Source organism: Variovorax sp. PCZ-1 (assembly GCF_018413605.1).
Lineage (GTDB): Bacteria > Pseudomonadota > Gammaproteobacteria > Burkholderiales > Burkholderiaceae_C > JANMDU01.
Genome location: NZ_JAHCDN010000002.1, coordinates 574,874 through 592,147, shown reverse-complemented (window position 1 = coordinate 592,147; position 17,274 = coordinate 574,874). Strand labels below are relative to the sequence as shown.

Sequence of the window (17,274 nt, the reverse complement as noted above, 5' to 3'; positions counted from 1 at the left end):
ATGACCGATCCCAAGCTCAAGGTCAATACTTTGAGAGCAGATGCTCTACGTGTATTGCAATGTCGCCACCTAGATCAAAAAGTGCATCTCGCCGGCGAATTATCTGCGCAGAGTGCTTCGTTTTTGATAGCAAATGAAGATTTCAGTGAAGCGCTTGAACCTGATGGAGAGCTTCCTGGTCAGCCAGAAAAACCTGTCTTGATGCAGCATCTGGATGTGCCCCAGCGCTCCATTCACACGCCGCGCGGTTTAGCGGGCCTCGCTCATTCCGTCTGCCATATCGAATTCAACGCCATCAATCTCGCCCTCGATGCCGTGTGGCGCTTTCCCAGCATGCCAGCGCAGTATTACGTGGACTGGCTACGCGTTGCTGCTGAAGAGGCGCATCATTTCGCCTTGCTGCGCGCTCAACTCAGAAGCATGGGGTATGACTATGGTGATTTCCCTGCGCATACTGGCCTGTGGGATATGGTGGAGCGCACGCAAGGTGATATCGTGGCTCGTATGGCACTCGTGCCGCGCACGCTGGAAGCGCGCGGGCTCGATGCCACACCACCAATGCAAGCCAAGCTTCGTAAAGTGGGCACACCAGACGCCCTGAAGTTGATCGAAATTTTGGACCTCATTTTGCGCGATGAGGTCGGCCATGTGGCGATTGGCAACCACTGGTATCGTTGGTTGTGTGAGCGCGATGGGCTGGAGCCCGTGGCTCACTTTCGTAAGCTATGCGAGCAGCATGCGGCCCCACGCGTACGAGCGCCGATCAACGAAGAGGCGCGCCGTTTGGCTGGATTTACAGACGCAGAGATTTCTGAAATACTCTTAAATTCATAGCACTCTGCGCAGACAACACGCCGGCTAAGTGTGTTTTTGTTTAAAAATTATCACGACTGAATCGACGCCTAGCCATTTTCTTGAGCAAACGATTCTGACAATAGCTTTTTCACTGGCGCGGGTAATCCCACAGCGCGCCAATCAGCCACCCACTGCCCCAACTCTGGCAGCAAAGAAGCCTTCTCTAAAATCATCACATGCAAATGCAAATCCTTATGGGTGAGTACGTGCACAAAAGCAGGCAATGCCTTGAGTTCAAGCCGCTGATTCGCCGATAGACTCGCTTCCAGCGTCTCCAAACTATCAAACAAAGGCAGGCAATGCAGGCCAGCCCACACGCCAGGTGTGGGGCGTTTTTGCAGCAACACTGAGCCATCTTTACGCTGCGCCCAAAGCAGCCACAGTGATTGACTGCTGCGCTTGAGTTTTTTGGTTTTGACTGGGAAATATTGGGTTTTGCCCTGCACTGATGCCACACATTCCTGGCTCATCGGGCAAGAAGCACAGGCAGGCTGGCGCGGCGTGCACACTGTGGCACCTAAATCCATGATGGCTTGGGTGTAGCGTGGCATTTTATTGGCCAGATCTCGCTCGGGAAGCATATCGTTAGCAATATCCAGCAGCTCGCGCTCGTGCTTTGCAATGGCCAAATCTTTGTCAAAGCCCAGCAACCGCGTCAGCACCCGTTTCACATTGCCATCCAGAATGGCCACGCGTTGCGCAAAGCAAAAAGATGCGATTGCTGCCGCAGTTGAAGGCCCAATACCAGGCAGAGTTTGAAGCAACTGGGCACTGCGTGGAAATTCGCCTGCGTGCTGGCTCACCACTGCTTGTGCGCAGGCGTGTAAATTGCGAGCGCGAGAGTAGTATCCAAGGCCTGCCCACAATGCGAGCACATCATCTAATGGAGCCGCAGCCAAGTCAGCGACCGTAGGAAAGCGCTGTAGAAAGCGCGCGTAATAGTCTATGACGGTGATCACCTGTGTTTGCTGCAGCATGATTTCGCTGAGCCACACGCGATAGGGATCACGTGTATTTTGCCAAGGCAGGCCGGTGCGGCCATGCACTTTGTGCCAAGCCAGAAGTTGTGCAGAAAAAGTCTTGTCTGCGCTGGCCCGAGCCATCACAGAGCAGCCACCGCCGTATCGGGAAACTGTGAAATCGCGTCCTCGTTACCGTCTCCCGGTAAGTCTGGTGCTTCCATCAGAAGATCAGTGATTTTGACCAGCTTGGTATCCAGCTGCACGGATTGGGCATCTTGCGAATCCAGCTCAATGATTCTCTCATCCAAGGTGACAGCAGCATTTTGGATCCGCTCAATCGCCTCCAAGCGCTTAGCAAAGTTCTTGCGGCGCTCGCGCAATTGCGCATCAAGTTGCGAGGCAGCAGACTTATTCCACAGCTCAACCTCACCTAGAGCAGACTCAAAAATCACGCGCAGGCGCGTCGCCAAAGCGCGTACGAGGCGGTCTGCAAATTCTGGCTGAGCCAAGCGAAAAGCATTGCCTAAACCAAGATACTGCGCATGGCTGCGCTCCACGGCTTCCAAATCGTTTTGATACCGAGCGAGTTCTGGCTCGCGCGGTGTTTGCAAGGAAAAACCGAACTCCGCATTGAGCTGGCGGAAACTGGTGGCCAGCATATTGTGGATTTCACCGTTGAGCTGCTTGGTATGAACAAAAATATCACGCAGGCGGTCGAAGGTTTGCGCATAGGCCTTGCGCGCACCCAATTTGATACCGGGCTGACGCAAGGCATCGTTGAGTTGGCGTAACTCAGCGCGCAACGTGGATGTACCCAAAGCGGTAAATACTTCGCGCAGCAATTTCAAATGCACTGAGCGCACAGCATGAATACGCTGCCCGCTGGCATCGAATTCAGCCTGTTCCGTCTCAATGCGGCTGCGCATATGTTTGATCACATTGGCATTCTTGCCACGCAGGCCGCGCAACTCCATCATCTGTTCATGCAAATCGCGACGACGGATGCTAATGACACGCGAAATTTCTGTGCGCAGCTCGCCAATGCTGCTCGCTACCGCTGATTGCAAAATTTTCTTACGCTGCCCCATCATGCCTTCAGACAAGGCCACTTCAAGCTGTGGCAATTGGCTGGCGCGCAACAACGCATCATCGGCCATCACCTTGGCCACCAAGCCTTTTTGCGCGGACACGGGGATCACCTGATTCTCTGGCAGACCAAGAATATCGGCAGAGGTGCGCCGTTGGCGATCTACTGCAGCACGGATTTGCTCAGGCGTGGAAAGCGCATCCCAAAGCGTATCAATCTTGTTGAGCACAACGAGGCGAGAAGAGTAATCCGTGTCTTCCGTGATCAGATGCTCTTTCCAGATGGAGAGATCAGATTTGGTGACGCCCGTGTCAGCGGCCAAGATAAACACCACGGCATGCGCTTGCGGAATCAAGCTCACAGTCAGCTCGGGCTCTGCACCAATCGCATTCAAGCCAGGAGTATCAAGAATCACCAAGCCTTGCTTGAGCAGAGGATGCGCGATATTGATCAGCGCATGGCGCCAGCGCGGTACTTCCACATTGCCCTGGGTATCTTGGCGTGGGTTGTCGTCGGGTGTTTCATCATGCCAAAAGCCCAGTGCTTTCGCTTCATCTTTACTGACCTTGACGACCTCAGAAACTTTTTCAAAGGCTGTTGCCAACTGATCAGGATCGTTCACATCCAGATCGATACGCGTCCATTTCTCAGGCGCATGCCGCCACTCCATCAGCGATTGCGATTGCAGACGCGTCTCAATAGGCAATAAGCGCAGACATGGCGGTACATCGCCGTCCCAGCCCAGCTCGGTGGGGCACATGGTTGTGCGGCCAGCACTGGCGGGCATGATGCGGCGGCCATAAGTGGCAAAGAAGATGGCATTGATCAGCTCAGATTTGCCGCGCGAGAATTCAGCCACGAAGGCCACCATCACTTTATCGGAGCGCATCTGCGCTTCCAGCTGCTGCATGCGCTCTGCAATCGAAGCATCCATCAGCTCATAATTACCCAGCCAGTCGGCCAATTGCTTCAAACGAGCAGCAAACTCTCTTCGCCATGCGCCATGCGAATCGAATTGATCTATGAAAGAAACTTGGTTAGCGGGCAAAGTGCTGGTAGCTGCGTTCACGGGATACTACTGAGTTATTAGACCGTCAATGTTACACCGGCTGCAGGGATTCGCAAAACCACCCGATTTCAGCCTAGTATCAGTAACAACACCAAACCCACCGCCATGCTGGCAAGACCATAAAAGCGGATCTGCCCATCTGAGAGCTGAAGCACCTTCTCAAAAACACCACGCCAGCCTTTGGGTGAGAGGAAAGGTAACAAGCCTTCGATGATTAAGACCAGAGCCAGGGCGGTGAAAAAACTGTCCATGCCCGGCTCTGCATCAGGGCTGATTTATTTCTTCGCAGGCGCAGCGCTACCGCCCTGCCCACCAGATCCACCATTGCGCATCGTGCGGAAGAAATCATTGGATGGATCGAGCACCATCACATCACTCTTCTTCGCAAAACTGGCTTTGTAGGCTTCCAAGCTGCGATAGAACTGCGCAAATTGCGCATCACGGCCGAAAGCATCACTGTAGAGCGCTGCTGCTTTGGCATCGCCTTCACCTTTGATCTTTTGCGCATCACGGTAGGCTTCAGCCACGATCACTTCGCGCTGGCGATCTGCATCAGCACGAATTTTTTCGGCTTCAGCAGCGCCGGTCGAGCGCAGTTCGTTGGCCACTTGGCGGCGCTCAGATTGCATACGTTGGAAGACGGATTCTGTCACTGATCCTGGGAAGTCCACACGCTTGATACGTACATCCACGATCTCAATGCCGAAATTTTTAGCATCCTCAATCAAGCGTTTTTGCACACCCGACATCACCTTGTCGCGCTCTGTGGACAGGATATCGCGTACGGTGCGAGAGTTGATCTCGTTTTTGAGCGCGTCCTGAACCACTGATGTCAGACGGTTTTCTGCAGCTGTGAGGCTGGTAGCAGTGGAAAAGGTGCGGATGAACTGGCGTGGGTCAGAAATACGCCATTTCAGCAGCCAATCGACCACCAGATTCTTCTTCTCAGCCGTTTGCAGAGCACCAGTTTCGGGGCTATCCAAAGTCAAGATACGGCGATCAAGGAAGACCACATTTTGAAAAGGCTGAGGCAGCTTCCAGCGCAGGCCAGGCTCGGTGATCACTTCTTTGATCTGACCAAATGAGTAGAGCACGCCAAACTGGCGCTGATCGACAACAAATAGCGTGGAGGCCAAAATAGCCAGCACCACCAAGAAGCCAGAGATTACAAATCCAATTTTGTTCATGATTATTTTCTCCCTGATCAGCGGCTGTCGCGCTCGCGGCCGGTGCGCGCGTTTGCTGGCGCTGCGGGTGTGGCGGAGGATGGATTAGGTGCTACAGTATTAGGAGCAGCTGGCGCAGCATTCGCGCCGGGTAGCACAGTAATCTCGCTAGAAGAATTACTCATTTGCATGATTTTGTCCAAAGGCAAATAAAGCAAGTTGTTGCCTTGGCGAGAATCCACCAAAATCTTGGTGGTGTTGCTGTAGATCTGCTGCATGGTATCCAGATACATGCGATCACGCGTGACTTGCGGCGCTTTGGCGTATTCGTTGTACACGGCGCGGAAACGCTGTGCATCACCATCGGCCTGCGCGATCACACGCGCTTTGTAACCTTCTGATTCTTCCTTCAGGCGCGAAGCTGTACCGCGCGCGCTGGGGATCACGTTGTTAGCATAGGCTTGGCCTTCGTTTTTCAGACGATCACGGTCTTGACCAGCTTTGAGGGCATCATCAAATGCAGCCTGCACTTGCTCTGGCGCTTGCACGTTTTGAATATTCACGTTTTGCACGCTGATACCCGTTTGCAGGCGATCCATCTGCTGCTGAACGGAGCGCAGCACGTCTTGTTGCAGCACTTCACTGTTACGGCCTAGGATGTCATCCAAGTTAAAGCGGCCCACCACTTCACGCACAGCAGACTCAGCCGCCTTGATCACAGCATCATCAGGACCACGGTTTTCGAAGAGGAATTGCGAAGAGCTTTTCAGGTTGTATTGAATCGTGAAGCGCACATCAACGATGTTTTCATCTTTGGTGAGCATAGAAGATTCTTTGATGCCAGTAGCCGCACCAACACTGTTTCGCCCAACTTCCACGGAACGCACTTGGGTGAACGACACGGTTTCATGCCGCTCAAACGGATAAGGTGCGCGCCAATTAAAGCCTGCGTCCACCGTGCGATTCAAAGCGCCGAAGCGCGTGATCACGGCTTGCTGCCCCTCTTGCACGATGAAGAAGCCTGTGCCCAACCAGATCAGCAAGGCAATGATGCCGATCAAGCCAGCGCCGATGCCGGCGGATTTCATGTCCGGCTGGTAGTTACCACCCCCGCCGTTGCCGTTGTTGTTTCCGCCACCATTGTTGTTGTGGCGGTTCCAATTGGGCTCGCCGCCGCGAGGGGCTTGTTTGTTACCACCGAAGAGGCCGCCGAGCTTTCGATTGAAATCGCGCCAGAGTTCGTCTAAATCAGGCGGGCCTTGATTGGGGCCGCCACTGTTTCCACCACCTGAGCCACCGCCTTGACCAGGCGCCGGAGACGGTGCTGGTGCAGGCGCTGGCGCGCTAGGTGGTGGTGACTCATTGCCATCGGTAGGCGCTGGTGAAGGGGAGTCCGAACGCCCCCATTTCCCGTCGTTCAAATTGAACATACGGGAAAACATGCGGGCTAGATTGAGCGAGATGGCTCGTAGAGAGAGGGTAGGCATGGGCAACATATGGGGTGTAATCATAGACTGTCAAGCGGCAGCGGTACGTTGCGCCAAAATTGACCGCAAAATTTCCATGCCTTCGCCACTTTGAGCGCTAACAAAGACACGCTCAATGCTTTGGCCATCCACTTCGTAATGGTCATGTAGTTTTTGCGGGCGCTGCTCGGGCGCGAGGGCATCCAGCTTGTTGAAAACCAACAGCTGCGGAATCTCTAGGGCATCAATTTCGCCCAGCACATGCTGCACTTCCTTGATTTGCTCGATGAAGTTCGGGTTTGCGCTATCGATCACATGCATCAACAGTTGAGCATTGGCTGCTTCCTGCAAAGTGGCCTCAAAAGCATCAATCAAGCCATGTGGTAAATCGCGGATGAAGCCTACCGTGTCTGACAGGCTCACCGATTGCTGAGCATCTCCGAGATACACGCTGCGCGTGGTGGGATCAAGCGTGGCGAAGAGTTGATCAGCGGCATAAACACGCGCTTTAGTGAGTTTGTTAAACAGCGTGGATTTACCAGCATTGGTGTAGCCCACCAAGGCGATGCCAAAATGCTGCGCATTCGCTCTCTGTCTGCGCTGCGTATTGCGCTGCTTTTTCACCGTCTCCAACCGCGCTTTGGTGCGCTTGATGGCATCGTTGATCATGCGCTTATCCAGCTCCATCTGCGTCTCGCCAGGGCCACCACGGCCGCCGATACCACCGCGTTGGCGCTCGAGGTGGCTCCAGCGGCGCACGAGGCGGGTGGATTGGTATTGCAGTTTGGCCAGTTCCACTTGCAGCTTGCCTTCATGCGAGCGAGCACGCTGGGCGAAGATTTCCAAAATCAAGAGCGTGCGGTCATTGACTGGCATGCCAATACGGCGCTCCAGATTCCGCTGCTGCGCTGGGCTGATGGCTTGGTCAAACAAGACTTCGCTCGCGCCATGCTGCTCGGCTAACTCTTTGATTTCATCAGCCTTGCCCGTGCCTACAAACAAAGCAGCATCGGGCGCCTGACGCTTGCAGGTCAGGCGTGCAACAGGGTTTAAGCCTGCTGTCTCAGCAAGAAGCCCAAGCTCTTCCAACTCCACATCGAAATGCGGAGCGTGAAAGTCCACGCCAACAAGCAGCACTTTATTGCTGCTTGTTGGGGGCTCAATACTTTCGCTCTGAAATCCCAAGCTGGGGAGTTTTATTGCGCAGGCGCAGCGGGCGCTGACTCGCCATCTTCACCCGTGCTGAAATGCACTGCACGACCTGGCACGATCGTAGAAATGGCATGTTTGTAGACCATCTGCGTCACTGTGTTGCGAAGCAACACGACGTATTGGTCAAAAGATTCGATTTGGCCTTGCAGTTTGATGCCGTTGACCAGATAAATCGACACGGGCACATGCTCGCGACGAAGTTGGTTCAAGAACGGGTCTTGCAAGAGTTGGCCTTTGTTATTGCTCACGATATTCTCCGTGTTCCAGTTGTTATTGGAACTGTGACGATAACACAGAGTGTGGCCTAAAAGCAAAAGTTCAATGTCACCACAGGTTAAAAACCTAAATTTTTCTTGACATTCATTTTTAAGAATAGTGTCTATACGGAAATAGACTTACTTCTTCTCATCAAACGGATTGTCTTGCGAACGGAATTCAATGCGAAGTGGGGTGCCCACGAGATCAAAGGCTTTGCGAATACGGCCTTCCAAGTAGCGACGCCATGCATCGGTGATGTGCTCCAGCATATTGCCATGCACCACGACAATAGGAGGGTTTTGTCCGCCTTGATGCGCATAGCGTGGCTTGGGGCGACGATGACCATCTCGGCGCGGCGCCTGCTCTTCGATGGCTTGCAACAAGATCCGCGTGAGCTGCGGCGTAGGCATTTTGCGAAAGCTCGATTGGAAAGCATGCGCAATCGATTTCCACACTGGCGCGAGGCCTTGGCGCTTGATAGCCGAGATCATATGAATCTCAGCAAATTTCAAAAATGCGAGGCGGGTTTCAATGGAGCGGGTGAGCAGCTCACGCTCATAGCTGTCAATCGCATCCCATTTGTTGACCGCGAGAACGAGCGCCCTGCCCGCTTCCACGCAATAGCCAGCGATGTGTGCATCTTGATCGCTGATACCTTCTTTGGCATCAATCAACAGCAAGACCACATGCGCGCTTTCAATCGCTTGCAAGGTTTTGACGACTGAGAATTTTTCAATCGCTTCAAACACTTTGCCTTTGCGGCGAAGACCTGCTGTATCGATCAGCTCAAACTTCTGCCCACCTTTTTCAAAAGGCACAGAAATCGCATCGCGCGTGGTACCGGGCATATCGAAAGCGACCAAGCGCTCTTCGCCCAGCCAGGTATTGATCAGCGTCGATTTGCCAACGTTGGGTCGACCTGCAACGGCAAGCTTCACCACATCGGGATCGGTTTCTTCAACTTCTTCCTCTTCAGGAAGATTGAGCTTATCCAGCGCTTCTTCAATCAGCGAGCGTACGTTTTGGCCATGCGCCGCAGAGACAGCGCGCACTTCGCCCAGGCCCAGCTCGAAGAATTCGGCAAGCTGCACGCCTTCCGTCATACCCTCGGCTTTGTTGGCTGCGAGGATGGTGGGCTTACCTAATTTGCGCAAATACTTCGCAATATCGTGGTCTTGCGCGGAAACGCCCGCGCGCGCATCCACCACAAAAATCACCACATCGCACTCCGCCACAGCTTGGCGGGTTTGCTTGGCCATCTCTTTGATGATGCCGGTCTCAGCGGTCGGCTCAAAGCCGCCGGTGTCGATCACGATGTATTCGCGTTTGCCTAATTTTGCATTGCCGTAATGCCGATCACGCGTTAAGCCCGCGTAATCAGCCACGATGGCATCACGGCTCTTGGTGAAGCGATTGAAGAGGGTCGATTTACCGACGTTGGGTCTGCCAACCAAGGCCACCACGGGTTTCATAGGCGCGCCTTAAAAAGTTCTTATTCCGGACGGAAGCCAAAGACTCCGCCAGATTTGGTGACAGCGACGAGAGAATCACCCGCCAAAACGGGGTTGCCGATGATGGCACTGCCATCCGTGGTGAGGCGGTTCAGCGGCGAGCCGTCTTCACGCGAGAGCATGTGAAGATTGCCATTGTTATCACCCACCACCACGGAGCGGCCAACCATCAAGGGAGCGCTCAAAGTACGAAACGCCAAGCGCTCGGTTTGCCATGCTTGCTGGCCATCAGCTCTGCGCCACGCGATCAGCTTACCGTCGGCTTCTGAGCCCACGACCAAGCTGCTATCGCCGTGAATGCCCTCTGCGCCATTGGCAGGCTTATTCCACAGGAGTGTGCCGCGCGAGGCATTCACACAGCCAACCGCAGCTTGATAAGCGCGCGCGCAGACGACGTCACCGATGCGAGAGGTCGACCCCACGAGATCCACCAAACGCTCAATATCGTTGGTGCCACGCGGCGAAGCAATCGGCGCTTCCCAGCGGACACTTCCATTCCCAGGATTGATGCCGACCAATCGCCCGCCTTGGCCAACGACCAAGGTATCGCCCACGGCGAGTATCGTGCCAGCTTTGGACAGCACCAGAGGCTCGGTGTTGCTGCGCTGATTAGCCCAGAGTTTTTTACCGCTTGCGCCATCAAAGGCATGCACAGAGCGGTCAGCCAAGAGCACAAAAACGCGCGCGCCGGCAACAAAAGGCGCTGTGAAGGCCTGCGCTGGCAGCTTGGCTTTCCACAGCTGCTTGCCTGCTTCTAGAGCCACCACTTCATTGTCTCGCGTCACAACGGCCGCCAGCTTGCCATCTGTCCCTGCACCGGTGACCGCAGCTGCACCCGCACTAGCACGCCAGATATCACGCCCATTGCTTGCATCAATCGCAGCCACCGTGCCATCTGCTGAGGCGACAACGATGGTATTGCCAGCAACAAAGGGCGAAGCACCAGCGGGCACTTCACCAATGCGGTTTGCCCAAGCTTGCTTCACACCGATCAAGGGCACATTCGCCGCCAAAGGCGCTGGTTCAGGGCGTTTGCTACCACCTGAACAGGCTGAAAGCAGCACGGCAGACGCTACTAATAGTATAGCACTACGCGCAGATTCTATGCCGGCGAACGGCTTAAAAGGCTTCAAAATTGAGATGGACAATGACATTTTTGAGCTTTCGTTGAGCGGGCGAGCGAGAGCTTTACTTAGATGCAGCAGAAGCAGGCGCAGCAACGGGCGTGGCCACCGGCGCAGCATCTGGTGTGGCAGGTGTGTTGGCAGCAGTTTTCGTGCTGACATCAACGCCCAGTGCATTGAGTTTGACTTCGATCAAGCGACGGTATTCGCTGCGCTCGTCCATCGCTTTGTGCGCCTTTTCAAAAGCTGCTTTGGCTTCATCGCGCTTGCCTTGCGCCAACAAGATATCGCCACGCCGGTCAGCGGCAAGTGCTTCAAATTCTTTGGGCAAACCATCGAGCTGCTTGAGTGCATCGTCGTAGGCTTTGCTTTCAAACAAAAGGGAAGAGAGGCGAAGCTTGGCAATCGCGCGGTAGCTTTCATCGGCTGCACTGGTCGCGACCCACTCGAGTGGCGCTTTGGCTTCAGTTGCTTGGCCTTTGTCATACAGCGCTTTCGCGGTGAGCAAACCGGCCTGAGCGGCATAAGTGGTACCCGCGAAACGTTCTTTCATGTCGGTGAACGCACGGCTGATCTTGGCTGGATCACCGCCTTGCACCGAGCGCTCGACTTCGTCATACATGGCGGAAGCCTGCGCGGCTTTATCGCGCTGCCACCACTGGTAGCCGTTGTAAGCCGCAATCGAACCAAACACAAGGATCAGCACGCCACTGATGACGTTGCCAAATTGCTTCCAAAATGCCTTGAGCCTGTCAAGCTGCTCTTGTTCTTCGAGATCGAGATGTTTCATTGCTAAGTACAGTTTTAACCAACCCTAGATTGTAGAGGGTCGCGGCATGTCTTCTGGGCTTTACTGACGCTATATTTTTTATAGCTGTCTGCGCAGGTTTTATGCCGGCTATTGGCTGATTTTGATGCTTTTTTGAGGTTTCTTCTTGGGTAGAACGGCCGCAGGAGCGCCCATCAGCGAAGAGCCGTAACAAGTGCTCCGATATCTGACAGAGCAATCAATTGCTGCTCACCACCGCCCTCGCGCAGCGGCTTCACAGCCACTTTGCCCGCAGCCAGCTCATCGCCGCCAAAGATCAGGGCAAACTTCGCGCCCGAGCCATCGGCCTTCTTGAATTGGCTCTTGAAACTGCCCATGCCCTCAGCCGAGTTCGCTGGCGCATGCATTTGCACACTCGCGCCGCTCGCACGCAAGGCTTGTATGCATGAATAAGCCACTGGCAACGCCGCCGCATCAGGAATCACGGCATACGCATCCGGCACAGGCTGAGGCACAGTCACACCCTGCTCTTCCAAGAGCGCCAGCACCCGCTCCATACCGATTCCCCAACCCACAGCAGGCGCCGCCTTACCGCCAATCATCTCGATCAAATAGTCGTAGCGCCCACCGCCACAGATCGCCAAACCTCCTGGCCCAGCCGAGGCGAACTCAAAAACCGTGAGGTTGTAATAATCCATCCCACGCACCAAACGCGAATTGATCGTGAAATTGACGTTATTTGCCGTCAAAATAGCTTTAACTTGGCGGAAATGCGCTAAAGATGCTTCGCCCAAGTAATCCATCAGATTCGGCGCTGCATTCACCATCGCCTGCATCGCAGGATTTTTCGTGTCCAAAATCCGCAGCGGATTGCTGTGCAAGCGGCGCTTGGCCTCTTCGTCCATCACGTCCGTATGCTGCTCCAGATAAGCGATCAAAGCCGCCCGATGCGCTTTTCGCTCTTCAGGCTGACCGAGGCTATTGAGCTCCAGCCGCACATCCTTGATGCCCAATTCTTTCCACAACTGATCCGCCAGCAAAATCAGCTCCGCATCCACCTCCGCGCCCGAAAAGCCCAAAGCCTCCGCGCCAATCTGGTGAAACTGCCGATAACGCCCACGCTGAGGCCGCTCGTGGCGAAACATCGGTCCCATGTAATACAGGCGCTTGCCGCCCTCATACAGCATCGAATGCTCAGCCACCGCGCGCACCACGCCCGCAGTGTTTTCAGGCCGCAAGGTGAGCTTGTCGCCATTCAGTTTGTCTTCGAAGGAATACATCTCCTTCTCAACAATATCCGTCACCTCGCCTAAGCCCCGCACAAACAGCGGCGTCGGCTCCACAATCGGCGTGCGGATATTGCGATAGGCATAACGCGCCATCAGGCTGCGCACCTTGTCTTCCAACCATTCCCAACGCGCCGAATCCGGCGGGAGAATATCGTTCATGCCTTTGATGGCAACCAGTTTTTCACTCATATTTTGATAGCGCTTCGCGCAGGTTCTATGCCGGCGATCAGCCGATTTGGCTTAAATTCTAGACCGTTTCGGCAACGCGTCCAAATCGCTTCTCAATATAGTCATCGACCAGCTTATGAAACTCTTGCACGATGTTATCGCCGCGCAAGGTCAAAGCTTTTTGGCCGTCGATGAAAACAGGTGCAGCGGGTGACTCGCCGGTGCCGGGCAGGCTGATGCCGATGTCGGCGTGTTTGCTCTCGCCAGGGCCATTGACGATGCAGCCCATGACCGCTACTTTGAGATGTTCCACGCCGGGGTATTTGGTTTTCCAAATCGGCATTTGCATGCGCAAATAATCATCGATCTGCTTAGCGAGCTCTTGGAAGGTGGTGCTGGTGGTGCGGCCGCAACCTGGGCAGGCGGTGACGCTGGGGACGAATCTTCTGAGGCCCAGCGATTGCAAAATTTCAGACGCGATAACGACTTCTTGCGTGCGGCTCTCGCCCGGTTGCGGCGTGAGGCTGACGCGGATGGTGTCGCCAATGCCTTCTTGCAGCAAGATGCCCATGGCGACTGCGGAGGCGACTGTGCCTTTGGTGCCCATGCCAGCTTCCGTCAAACCAAGGTGCAGCGGGTAATTGCAGCGTTTGGCAAGCTCGCGGTAGACCGAGATCAAATCTTGCACACCCGAGACTTTGCAGCTGAGCAGCACTTGGTTCGCAGCCATGCCCATTTTCACGGCGAGATCGGCAGATTCGGTGGCCGATGTGATCAGCGCTTCATACATCACCTGCTTCGCATCCCACGGCGTGGGGCGCTGGCTGTTGATGTCCATCAAATTGGCGAGCAAATCTTGATCGAGGCTGCCCCAGTTCACGCCGATGCGAACGGGCTTGTTCCACTTCAATGCGGCTTCGATCATTTGGCCGAATTGGCGGTCTTTTTTATCGCCTTTGCCCACGTTGCCGGGGTTGATGCGGTATTTGCTCAAGGCTTCTGCGCAGGCTGGCTCGTCAGTCAGCAAGCGATGGCCGTTGTAATGAAAATCACCAACCAAGGGGACATCAATGCCCATGCGATCGAGCTGCTCGCGGATGTAGGGCACTTGCTTCGCGGCTTCAGGCGTGTTGACCGTGATGCGCACGACTTCGCTGCCTGCCAAGGCCAATTCCTTCACCTGAATCGCCGTGGCAATCGCGTCTTCGGTGTCGGTGTTCGTCATGCTCTGCACGCGCACAGGCGCATCGCCGCCGACGGTGACGACGCGCTTGCCCCACACGATGCGCGCTTGCAAGCTGCGGCGGGGGGCAGGAACTGCTTCAGGAATCAGGCAAGGCTCAGTCATCAAACCACCCAGAATTTATTTCACTTGGAATCGTGCCACAGCATCTTTGCTGGAGACAGGCGCAAGGTCAAAAGCCTTGTCGCGCACAGTGACTTGCGTGAGATTGGCGCGCCCCACGATCACAGAGTAAGGTAGCTTGCCTAAAGATGGCCCGGCCCCAGCTTTCTCGCCGTTTTGCAAAGTTCGCTGCAAGATGATCTTGCCTCCAGAATCTTTCACCTCAACCCAGCTCTCACCAGTGGCCGTGAAGACCACCACACTATCAGATGGCACGGGCACAGCACTGGCTGTAGGGGCAGTGAGGGTCAAGGTCGGGCTGCTCACACTGGGGGTGGAGAGCGCAGGCGTCGCGCTAAGCGTTGGTGTCGCCACCTCTGCACTTGGGCTGATGATATTGGTGGTGGCATCACTGGTCGTACCGACGGGTACTGAGGGCACATTCACAGTGTTGCCCATCGACACACCTGAGCCATTGGTCTGGGCTGAAGAAGCGCTCGCATTGGCCTTCGTTGCGGTGCGAGATGTGAAATCTGGCAACAGCATGATCACGATGGCTGCCAGCAAAATGGCTAACACGCCAAACATCACCGGCTTATTCAGATTGGCCAGCATCGAAGGCGCTGGTCCATCAGCACGGGTACGAAAGGCTACATTCACACCGCTACCCGTTTGATCCAGCACTTTGGTGTTGAGCTGTGGCAACTTCTCTAGCACCGGCGTAGGATTGATCTTGAGCGCACGGCACACACTGGAGGCCAGAGCGCGCACAAACACCGCATCGGGCAATTCTTCCAAGCGATCTGCTTCCAGCGCCTCGAGTTTTTTCACAGGCACTTTGAGCGAGACCGCTAGCGCTGCCACATGCAAACCATGCGCTTCACGCGCCTCGCGCAGCAATTGCCCCGCGGTTTTATTGGCATCCAAAGCTGCCTGCGCCGTATCCGCAAAACGGATCGGCAACTCCTCTTCACTCATCAAATGCCCCTCGGTCCAACGACGATAATTCTTTTGACTGCGGATAGCGGCGACGCAGCTGAGTAGACAGCTGTTGCACCACATCCGTATTGTTCATTTTGCGCTCAATCTTGATACCCAACCAAAGCGTTTCGGCATTGGATAAATCGCTGTTGTTGAGGCGACGCGCATAAAACTGAGCGCGCTGCAACTCATTGCGCAGGAAAAGCAGATTGGCCAAGTTGTAGCCAGAAATTGGATTCGTCGCATCGAGCTCATAGGAGCGCGCAAAACTGCGCTCAGCCAAATCTGGTTTACCTGAAGACAGCTCGCAGATGCCGCGTGTCATGTAGGTTTTGGATTGGCCGCCATACAAAGGCACGGCATTGGCCTGGGTGAACATCGCAATCGATTCGTCGTAACGACGCATTTGGCACATCATCCATGCGTAGTTGTGCATGGTGTCGGCATCGCGCGGATTGAGCTGCAAGGCGCGGCGGTAGCTGTCTTCGGCCTGGCGGTTATCACCCAAGCGCTGATAGATCAAGCCACGCATATTGAAGGCTTCGCCGTAATTCGGATCGGCTTGCAAAGACAGCTTGATCTCATCCAGAGCCACTGTGGTTTTGCCTTCACTGAAATAGCCTGCCGCCAGCTCAAGCCGCGTGCGGGCGCGCTTGCGGCCTTCGGGCTCATCGGAGCTGGTCACAACGTTGTCGACCGGATTGCCACCGCTTCTGGCGCCCTCGCCCGTGTTGGCGCAGCCTGCCAGCAAGCCGCTGGCCAGCAGAGCCAACAAGCCTATGAATCGCCATGACATCGGACTCGTGTTCATCAATCTGTACTCCATTTGTCTCCCGCTTTTGGCCTAAGGCCTCAAGCGCTTTGCTTTTGCATCATCACCACACGCCGCTTGGCCATGCGCTCTGAGGCCGCTGTGCGGTCTTGCACATCCCCTGCGAGCTGGCCGCAAGCGGCGTCGATATCATCGCCGCGCGTTTTGCGCACGGTGGTGACAATCCCCGCATCTTGCAGGATTTTCGCAAATTCTGCTACAACTTTCGGAGCGGAACACAGCAAACCGCTCTGCGGGAAGGGATTGAAGGGAATCAGATTGAATTTGACCGGTAATTTGACGTTTTTCACCAACTGTGCGAGCTGCTTGGCCTGCTCTGGAGAATCATTCACGCCTTGGAGCATGCAATATTCCATGGTGATGAAATCGCGTGGCGCGGCTTGCAGATAGCGTTCGCAGGCTTCCAGCAATTCCTTCAAAGGATATTTGCGATTTAGAGGCACGAGATCATCGCGCAGCACATCCGTGGGCGCATGAAGCGACACCGCCAAAGCCACGGGGCAATCTTGCGCGAGCTTGTCGATCATGGGCACAACGCCGGAAGTAGATACCGTGACGCGGCGACGCGAAAGGCCATAACCATGATCCGAGAGCATCGTGCGCAGCGCGGGCACGAGTGCGGCGTAGTTTTGCAGCGGCTCGCCCATGCCCATCATCACGACGTTGGAAATCACGCGATCTTCAGTGCCCTTCACTTTTCGAATCGTGTGCTCGGCAAACCAAAGCTGGGCGATGATTTCGCCAGTGGTGAGATTACGGGAAAAACCTTGATGCCCCGTGGAGCAAAAGCGGCAGCCTACAGCGCAACCCGCTTGCGAAGAGATGCAAAGCGTGTTGCGATCATCTTCGGGGATAAACACAGCCTCCACCGCATCGCCGTTGCCCACATCGAAGAGCCATTTGATCGTGCCGTCAGAAGATTTTTGCTCCGTGAGCACTTTCAGAGGCGAGACATGCGCAATGCCGGTGAGCTTCTCGCGCAAGGATTTCGCCAAATCACTCATCTGCGCAAAATCACTCGCGCCTTTTTGATGAATCCAGCGGTAAAGCTGCTTCGCGCGAAAAGCTTTTTCGCCCAAGCCTTCGCAGAAAACGGTCAACCCGTCAAGATCGTAATCAAGCAGGTTGACCGTCATTTTTGAGGTCTTTTCAGTGTTTTGCTGGCTAGGAAACTGCGCAG

Annotated in this window: 16 protein-coding genes; 1 reads left to right on the top strand and 15 read right to left on the bottom strand. The window is 54.9% G+C overall.

Annotated elements, in window-relative coordinates:
- Positions 1 to 834 carry a ferritin-like domain-containing protein gene (locus KIH26_RS12950; protein WP_213445825.1) on the top strand — a complete coding sequence of 278 codons (834 nt, stop codon included), beginning with the start codon at positions 1 to 3 and terminating at the stop codon, positions 832 to 834.
- Between the two features lie 68 nt (positions 835 to 902).
- Here KIH26_RS12950 and mutY read toward each other — a convergent pair whose 3' ends face one another.
- From mutY to rlmN, 15 genes are all read right to left on the bottom strand, one after another.
- Positions 903 to 1,958 (bottom strand): A/G-specific adenine glycosylase, encoded by a 1,056-nt coding sequence (gene mutY, locus KIH26_RS12945; protein WP_213445824.1) that lies wholly within the window; start codon positions 1,956 to 1,958, stop codon positions 903 to 905.
- The gene (locus KIH26_RS12940) at positions 1,958 to 3,973 is read right to left on the bottom strand and encodes a dynamin family protein (protein WP_349627876.1); all 2,016 of its coding nucleotides are present in this window, start codon (positions 3,971 to 3,973) and stop codon (positions 1,958 to 1,960) included. Before KIH26_RS12940 ends, mutY begins: the two co-directional genes overlap by 1 nt.
- Positions 3,974 to 4,041: 68 nt before the next feature.
- Complete coding sequence (locus KIH26_RS12935) at positions 4,042 to 4,224, bottom strand: DUF2065 domain-containing protein (protein ID WP_213445823.1); 183 nt, start codon at positions 4,222 to 4,224, stop codon at positions 4,042 to 4,044.
- Positions 4,225 to 4,248: 24 nt separating this feature from the next.
- On the bottom strand, positions 4,249 to 5,160 hold the full coding sequence (hflC, locus tag KIH26_RS12930) for a protease modulator HflC (protein WP_213445822.1): 912 nt from the start codon (positions 5,158 to 5,160) through the stop codon (positions 4,249 to 4,251).
- Between the two features lie 17 nt (positions 5,161 to 5,177).
- Positions 5,178 to 6,569 carry an FtsH protease activity modulator HflK gene (gene hflK / locus KIH26_RS12925; protein ID WP_213446064.1) on the bottom strand — a complete coding sequence of 464 codons (1,392 nt, stop codon included), beginning with the start codon at positions 6,567 to 6,569 and terminating at the stop codon, positions 5,178 to 5,180.
- Between the two features lie 87 nt (positions 6,570 to 6,656).
- Complete coding sequence (hflX, locus tag KIH26_RS12920; protein WP_213445821.1) at positions 6,657 to 7,742, bottom strand: GTPase HflX; 1,086 nt, start codon at positions 7,740 to 7,742, stop codon at positions 6,657 to 6,659.
- A gap of 59 nt (positions 7,743 to 7,801) precedes the next feature.
- Complete coding sequence (gene hfq / locus KIH26_RS12915) at positions 7,802 to 8,065, bottom strand: RNA chaperone Hfq (RefSeq protein ID WP_213445819.1); 264 nt, start codon at positions 8,063 to 8,065, stop codon at positions 7,802 to 7,804.
- A 147-nt stretch (positions 8,066 to 8,212) separates the two neighbouring features.
- Positions 8,213 to 9,547: a ribosome biogenesis GTPase Der gene (der, locus tag KIH26_RS12910; RefSeq protein ID WP_213445817.1), complete on the bottom strand. Its 1,335-nt coding sequence runs from the start codon at positions 9,545 to 9,547 to the stop codon at positions 8,213 to 8,215.
- Between the two features lie 20 nt (positions 9,548 to 9,567).
- Positions 9,568 to 10,740: an outer membrane protein assembly factor BamB gene (gene bamB, locus KIH26_RS12905; RefSeq protein ID WP_213445816.1), complete on the bottom strand. Its 1,173-nt coding sequence runs from the start codon at positions 10,738 to 10,740 to the stop codon at positions 9,568 to 9,570.
- A gap of 34 nt (positions 10,741 to 10,774) precedes the next feature.
- Positions 10,775 to 11,500 (bottom strand): YfgM family protein, encoded by a 726-nt coding sequence (locus tag KIH26_RS12900; protein ID WP_213445814.1) that lies wholly within the window; start codon positions 11,498 to 11,500, stop codon positions 10,775 to 10,777.
- A gap of 173 nt (positions 11,501 to 11,673) precedes the next feature.
- On the bottom strand, positions 11,674 to 12,957 hold the full coding sequence (hisS, locus tag KIH26_RS12895) for a histidine--tRNA ligase (protein ID WP_213445812.1): 1,284 nt from the start codon (positions 12,955 to 12,957) through the stop codon (positions 11,674 to 11,676).
- 58 nt (positions 12,958 to 13,015) lie between these two features.
- The gene (gene ispG / locus KIH26_RS12890) at positions 13,016 to 14,284 is read right to left on the bottom strand and encodes a flavodoxin-dependent (E)-4-hydroxy-3-methylbut-2-enyl-diphosphate synthase (RefSeq protein ID WP_213445810.1); all 1,269 of its coding nucleotides are present in this window, start codon (positions 14,282 to 14,284) and stop codon (positions 13,016 to 13,018) included.
- A gap of 15 nt (positions 14,285 to 14,299) precedes the next feature.
- Positions 14,300 to 15,259 carry a helix-turn-helix domain-containing protein gene (locus KIH26_RS12885; RefSeq protein WP_213445808.1) on the bottom strand — a complete coding sequence of 320 codons (960 nt, stop codon included), beginning with the start codon at positions 15,257 to 15,259 and terminating at the stop codon, positions 14,300 to 14,302.
- A complete protein-coding gene (gene pilW, locus KIH26_RS12880; protein WP_249661190.1) occupies positions 15,252 to 16,058 on the bottom strand; it encodes a type IV pilus biogenesis/stability protein PilW in 807 nt (268 codons plus the stop codon). Before pilW ends, KIH26_RS12885 begins: the two co-directional genes overlap by 8 nt.
- 56 nt (positions 16,059 to 16,114) lie before the next feature.
- The gene (gene rlmN / locus KIH26_RS12875; protein WP_213445804.1) at positions 16,115 to 17,230 is read right to left on the bottom strand and encodes a dual-specificity RNA methyltransferase RlmN; all 1,116 of its coding nucleotides are present in this window, start codon (positions 17,228 to 17,230) and stop codon (positions 16,115 to 16,117) included.
- Positions 17,231 to 17,274 lie beyond the last annotated feature (44 nt).

Coding starts and splice junctions, on each gene's coding strand:
- ispG (WP_213445810.1), bottom strand. CDS start 14,284: ATGACTGAGCCTTGCCTGATTCCTGAAGCAGTTCCTGCCCCCCGCCGC.
- hisS (WP_213445812.1), bottom strand. CDS start 12,957: ATGAGTGAAAAACTGGTTGCCATCAAAGGCATGAACGATATTCTCCCG.
- mutY (WP_213445824.1), bottom strand. CDS start 1,958: ATGGCTCGGGCCAGCGCAGACAAGACTTTTTCTGCACAACTTCTGGCT.
- rlmN (WP_213445804.1), bottom strand. CDS start 17,230: ATGACGGTCAACCTGCTTGATTACGATCTTGACGGGTTGACCGTTTTC.
- KIH26_RS12885 (WP_213445808.1), bottom strand. CDS start 15,259: ATGAGTGAAGAGGAGTTGCCGATCCGTTTTGCGGATACGGCGCAGGCA.
- KIH26_RS12935 (WP_213445823.1), bottom strand. CDS start 4,224: ATGGACAGTTTTTTCACCGCCCTGGCTCTGGTCTTAATCATCGAAGGC.
- KIH26_RS12950 (WP_213445825.1), top strand. CDS start 1: ATGACCGATCCCAAGCTCAAGGTCAATACTTTGAGAGCAGATGCTCTA.
- KIH26_RS12900 (WP_213445814.1), bottom strand. CDS start 11,500: ATGAAACATCTCGATCTCGAAGAACAAGAGCAGCTTGACAGGCTCAAG.
- der (WP_213445817.1), bottom strand. CDS start 9,547: ATGAAACCCGTGGTGGCCTTGGTTGGCAGACCCAACGTCGGTAAATCG.
- pilW (WP_249661190.1), bottom strand. CDS start 16,058: ATGTCATGGCGATTCATAGGCTTGTTGGCTCTGCTGGCCAGCGGCTTG.
- bamB (WP_213445816.1), bottom strand. CDS start 10,740: ATGTCATTGTCCATCTCAATTTTGAAGCCTTTTAAGCCGTTCGCCGGC.
- hflK (WP_213446064.1), bottom strand. CDS start 6,569: ATGTTCAATTTGAACGACGGGAAATGGGGGCGTTCGGACTCCCCTTCA.
- hflC (WP_213445822.1), bottom strand. CDS start 5,160: ATGAACAAAATTGGATTTGTAATCTCTGGCTTCTTGGTGGTGCTGGCT.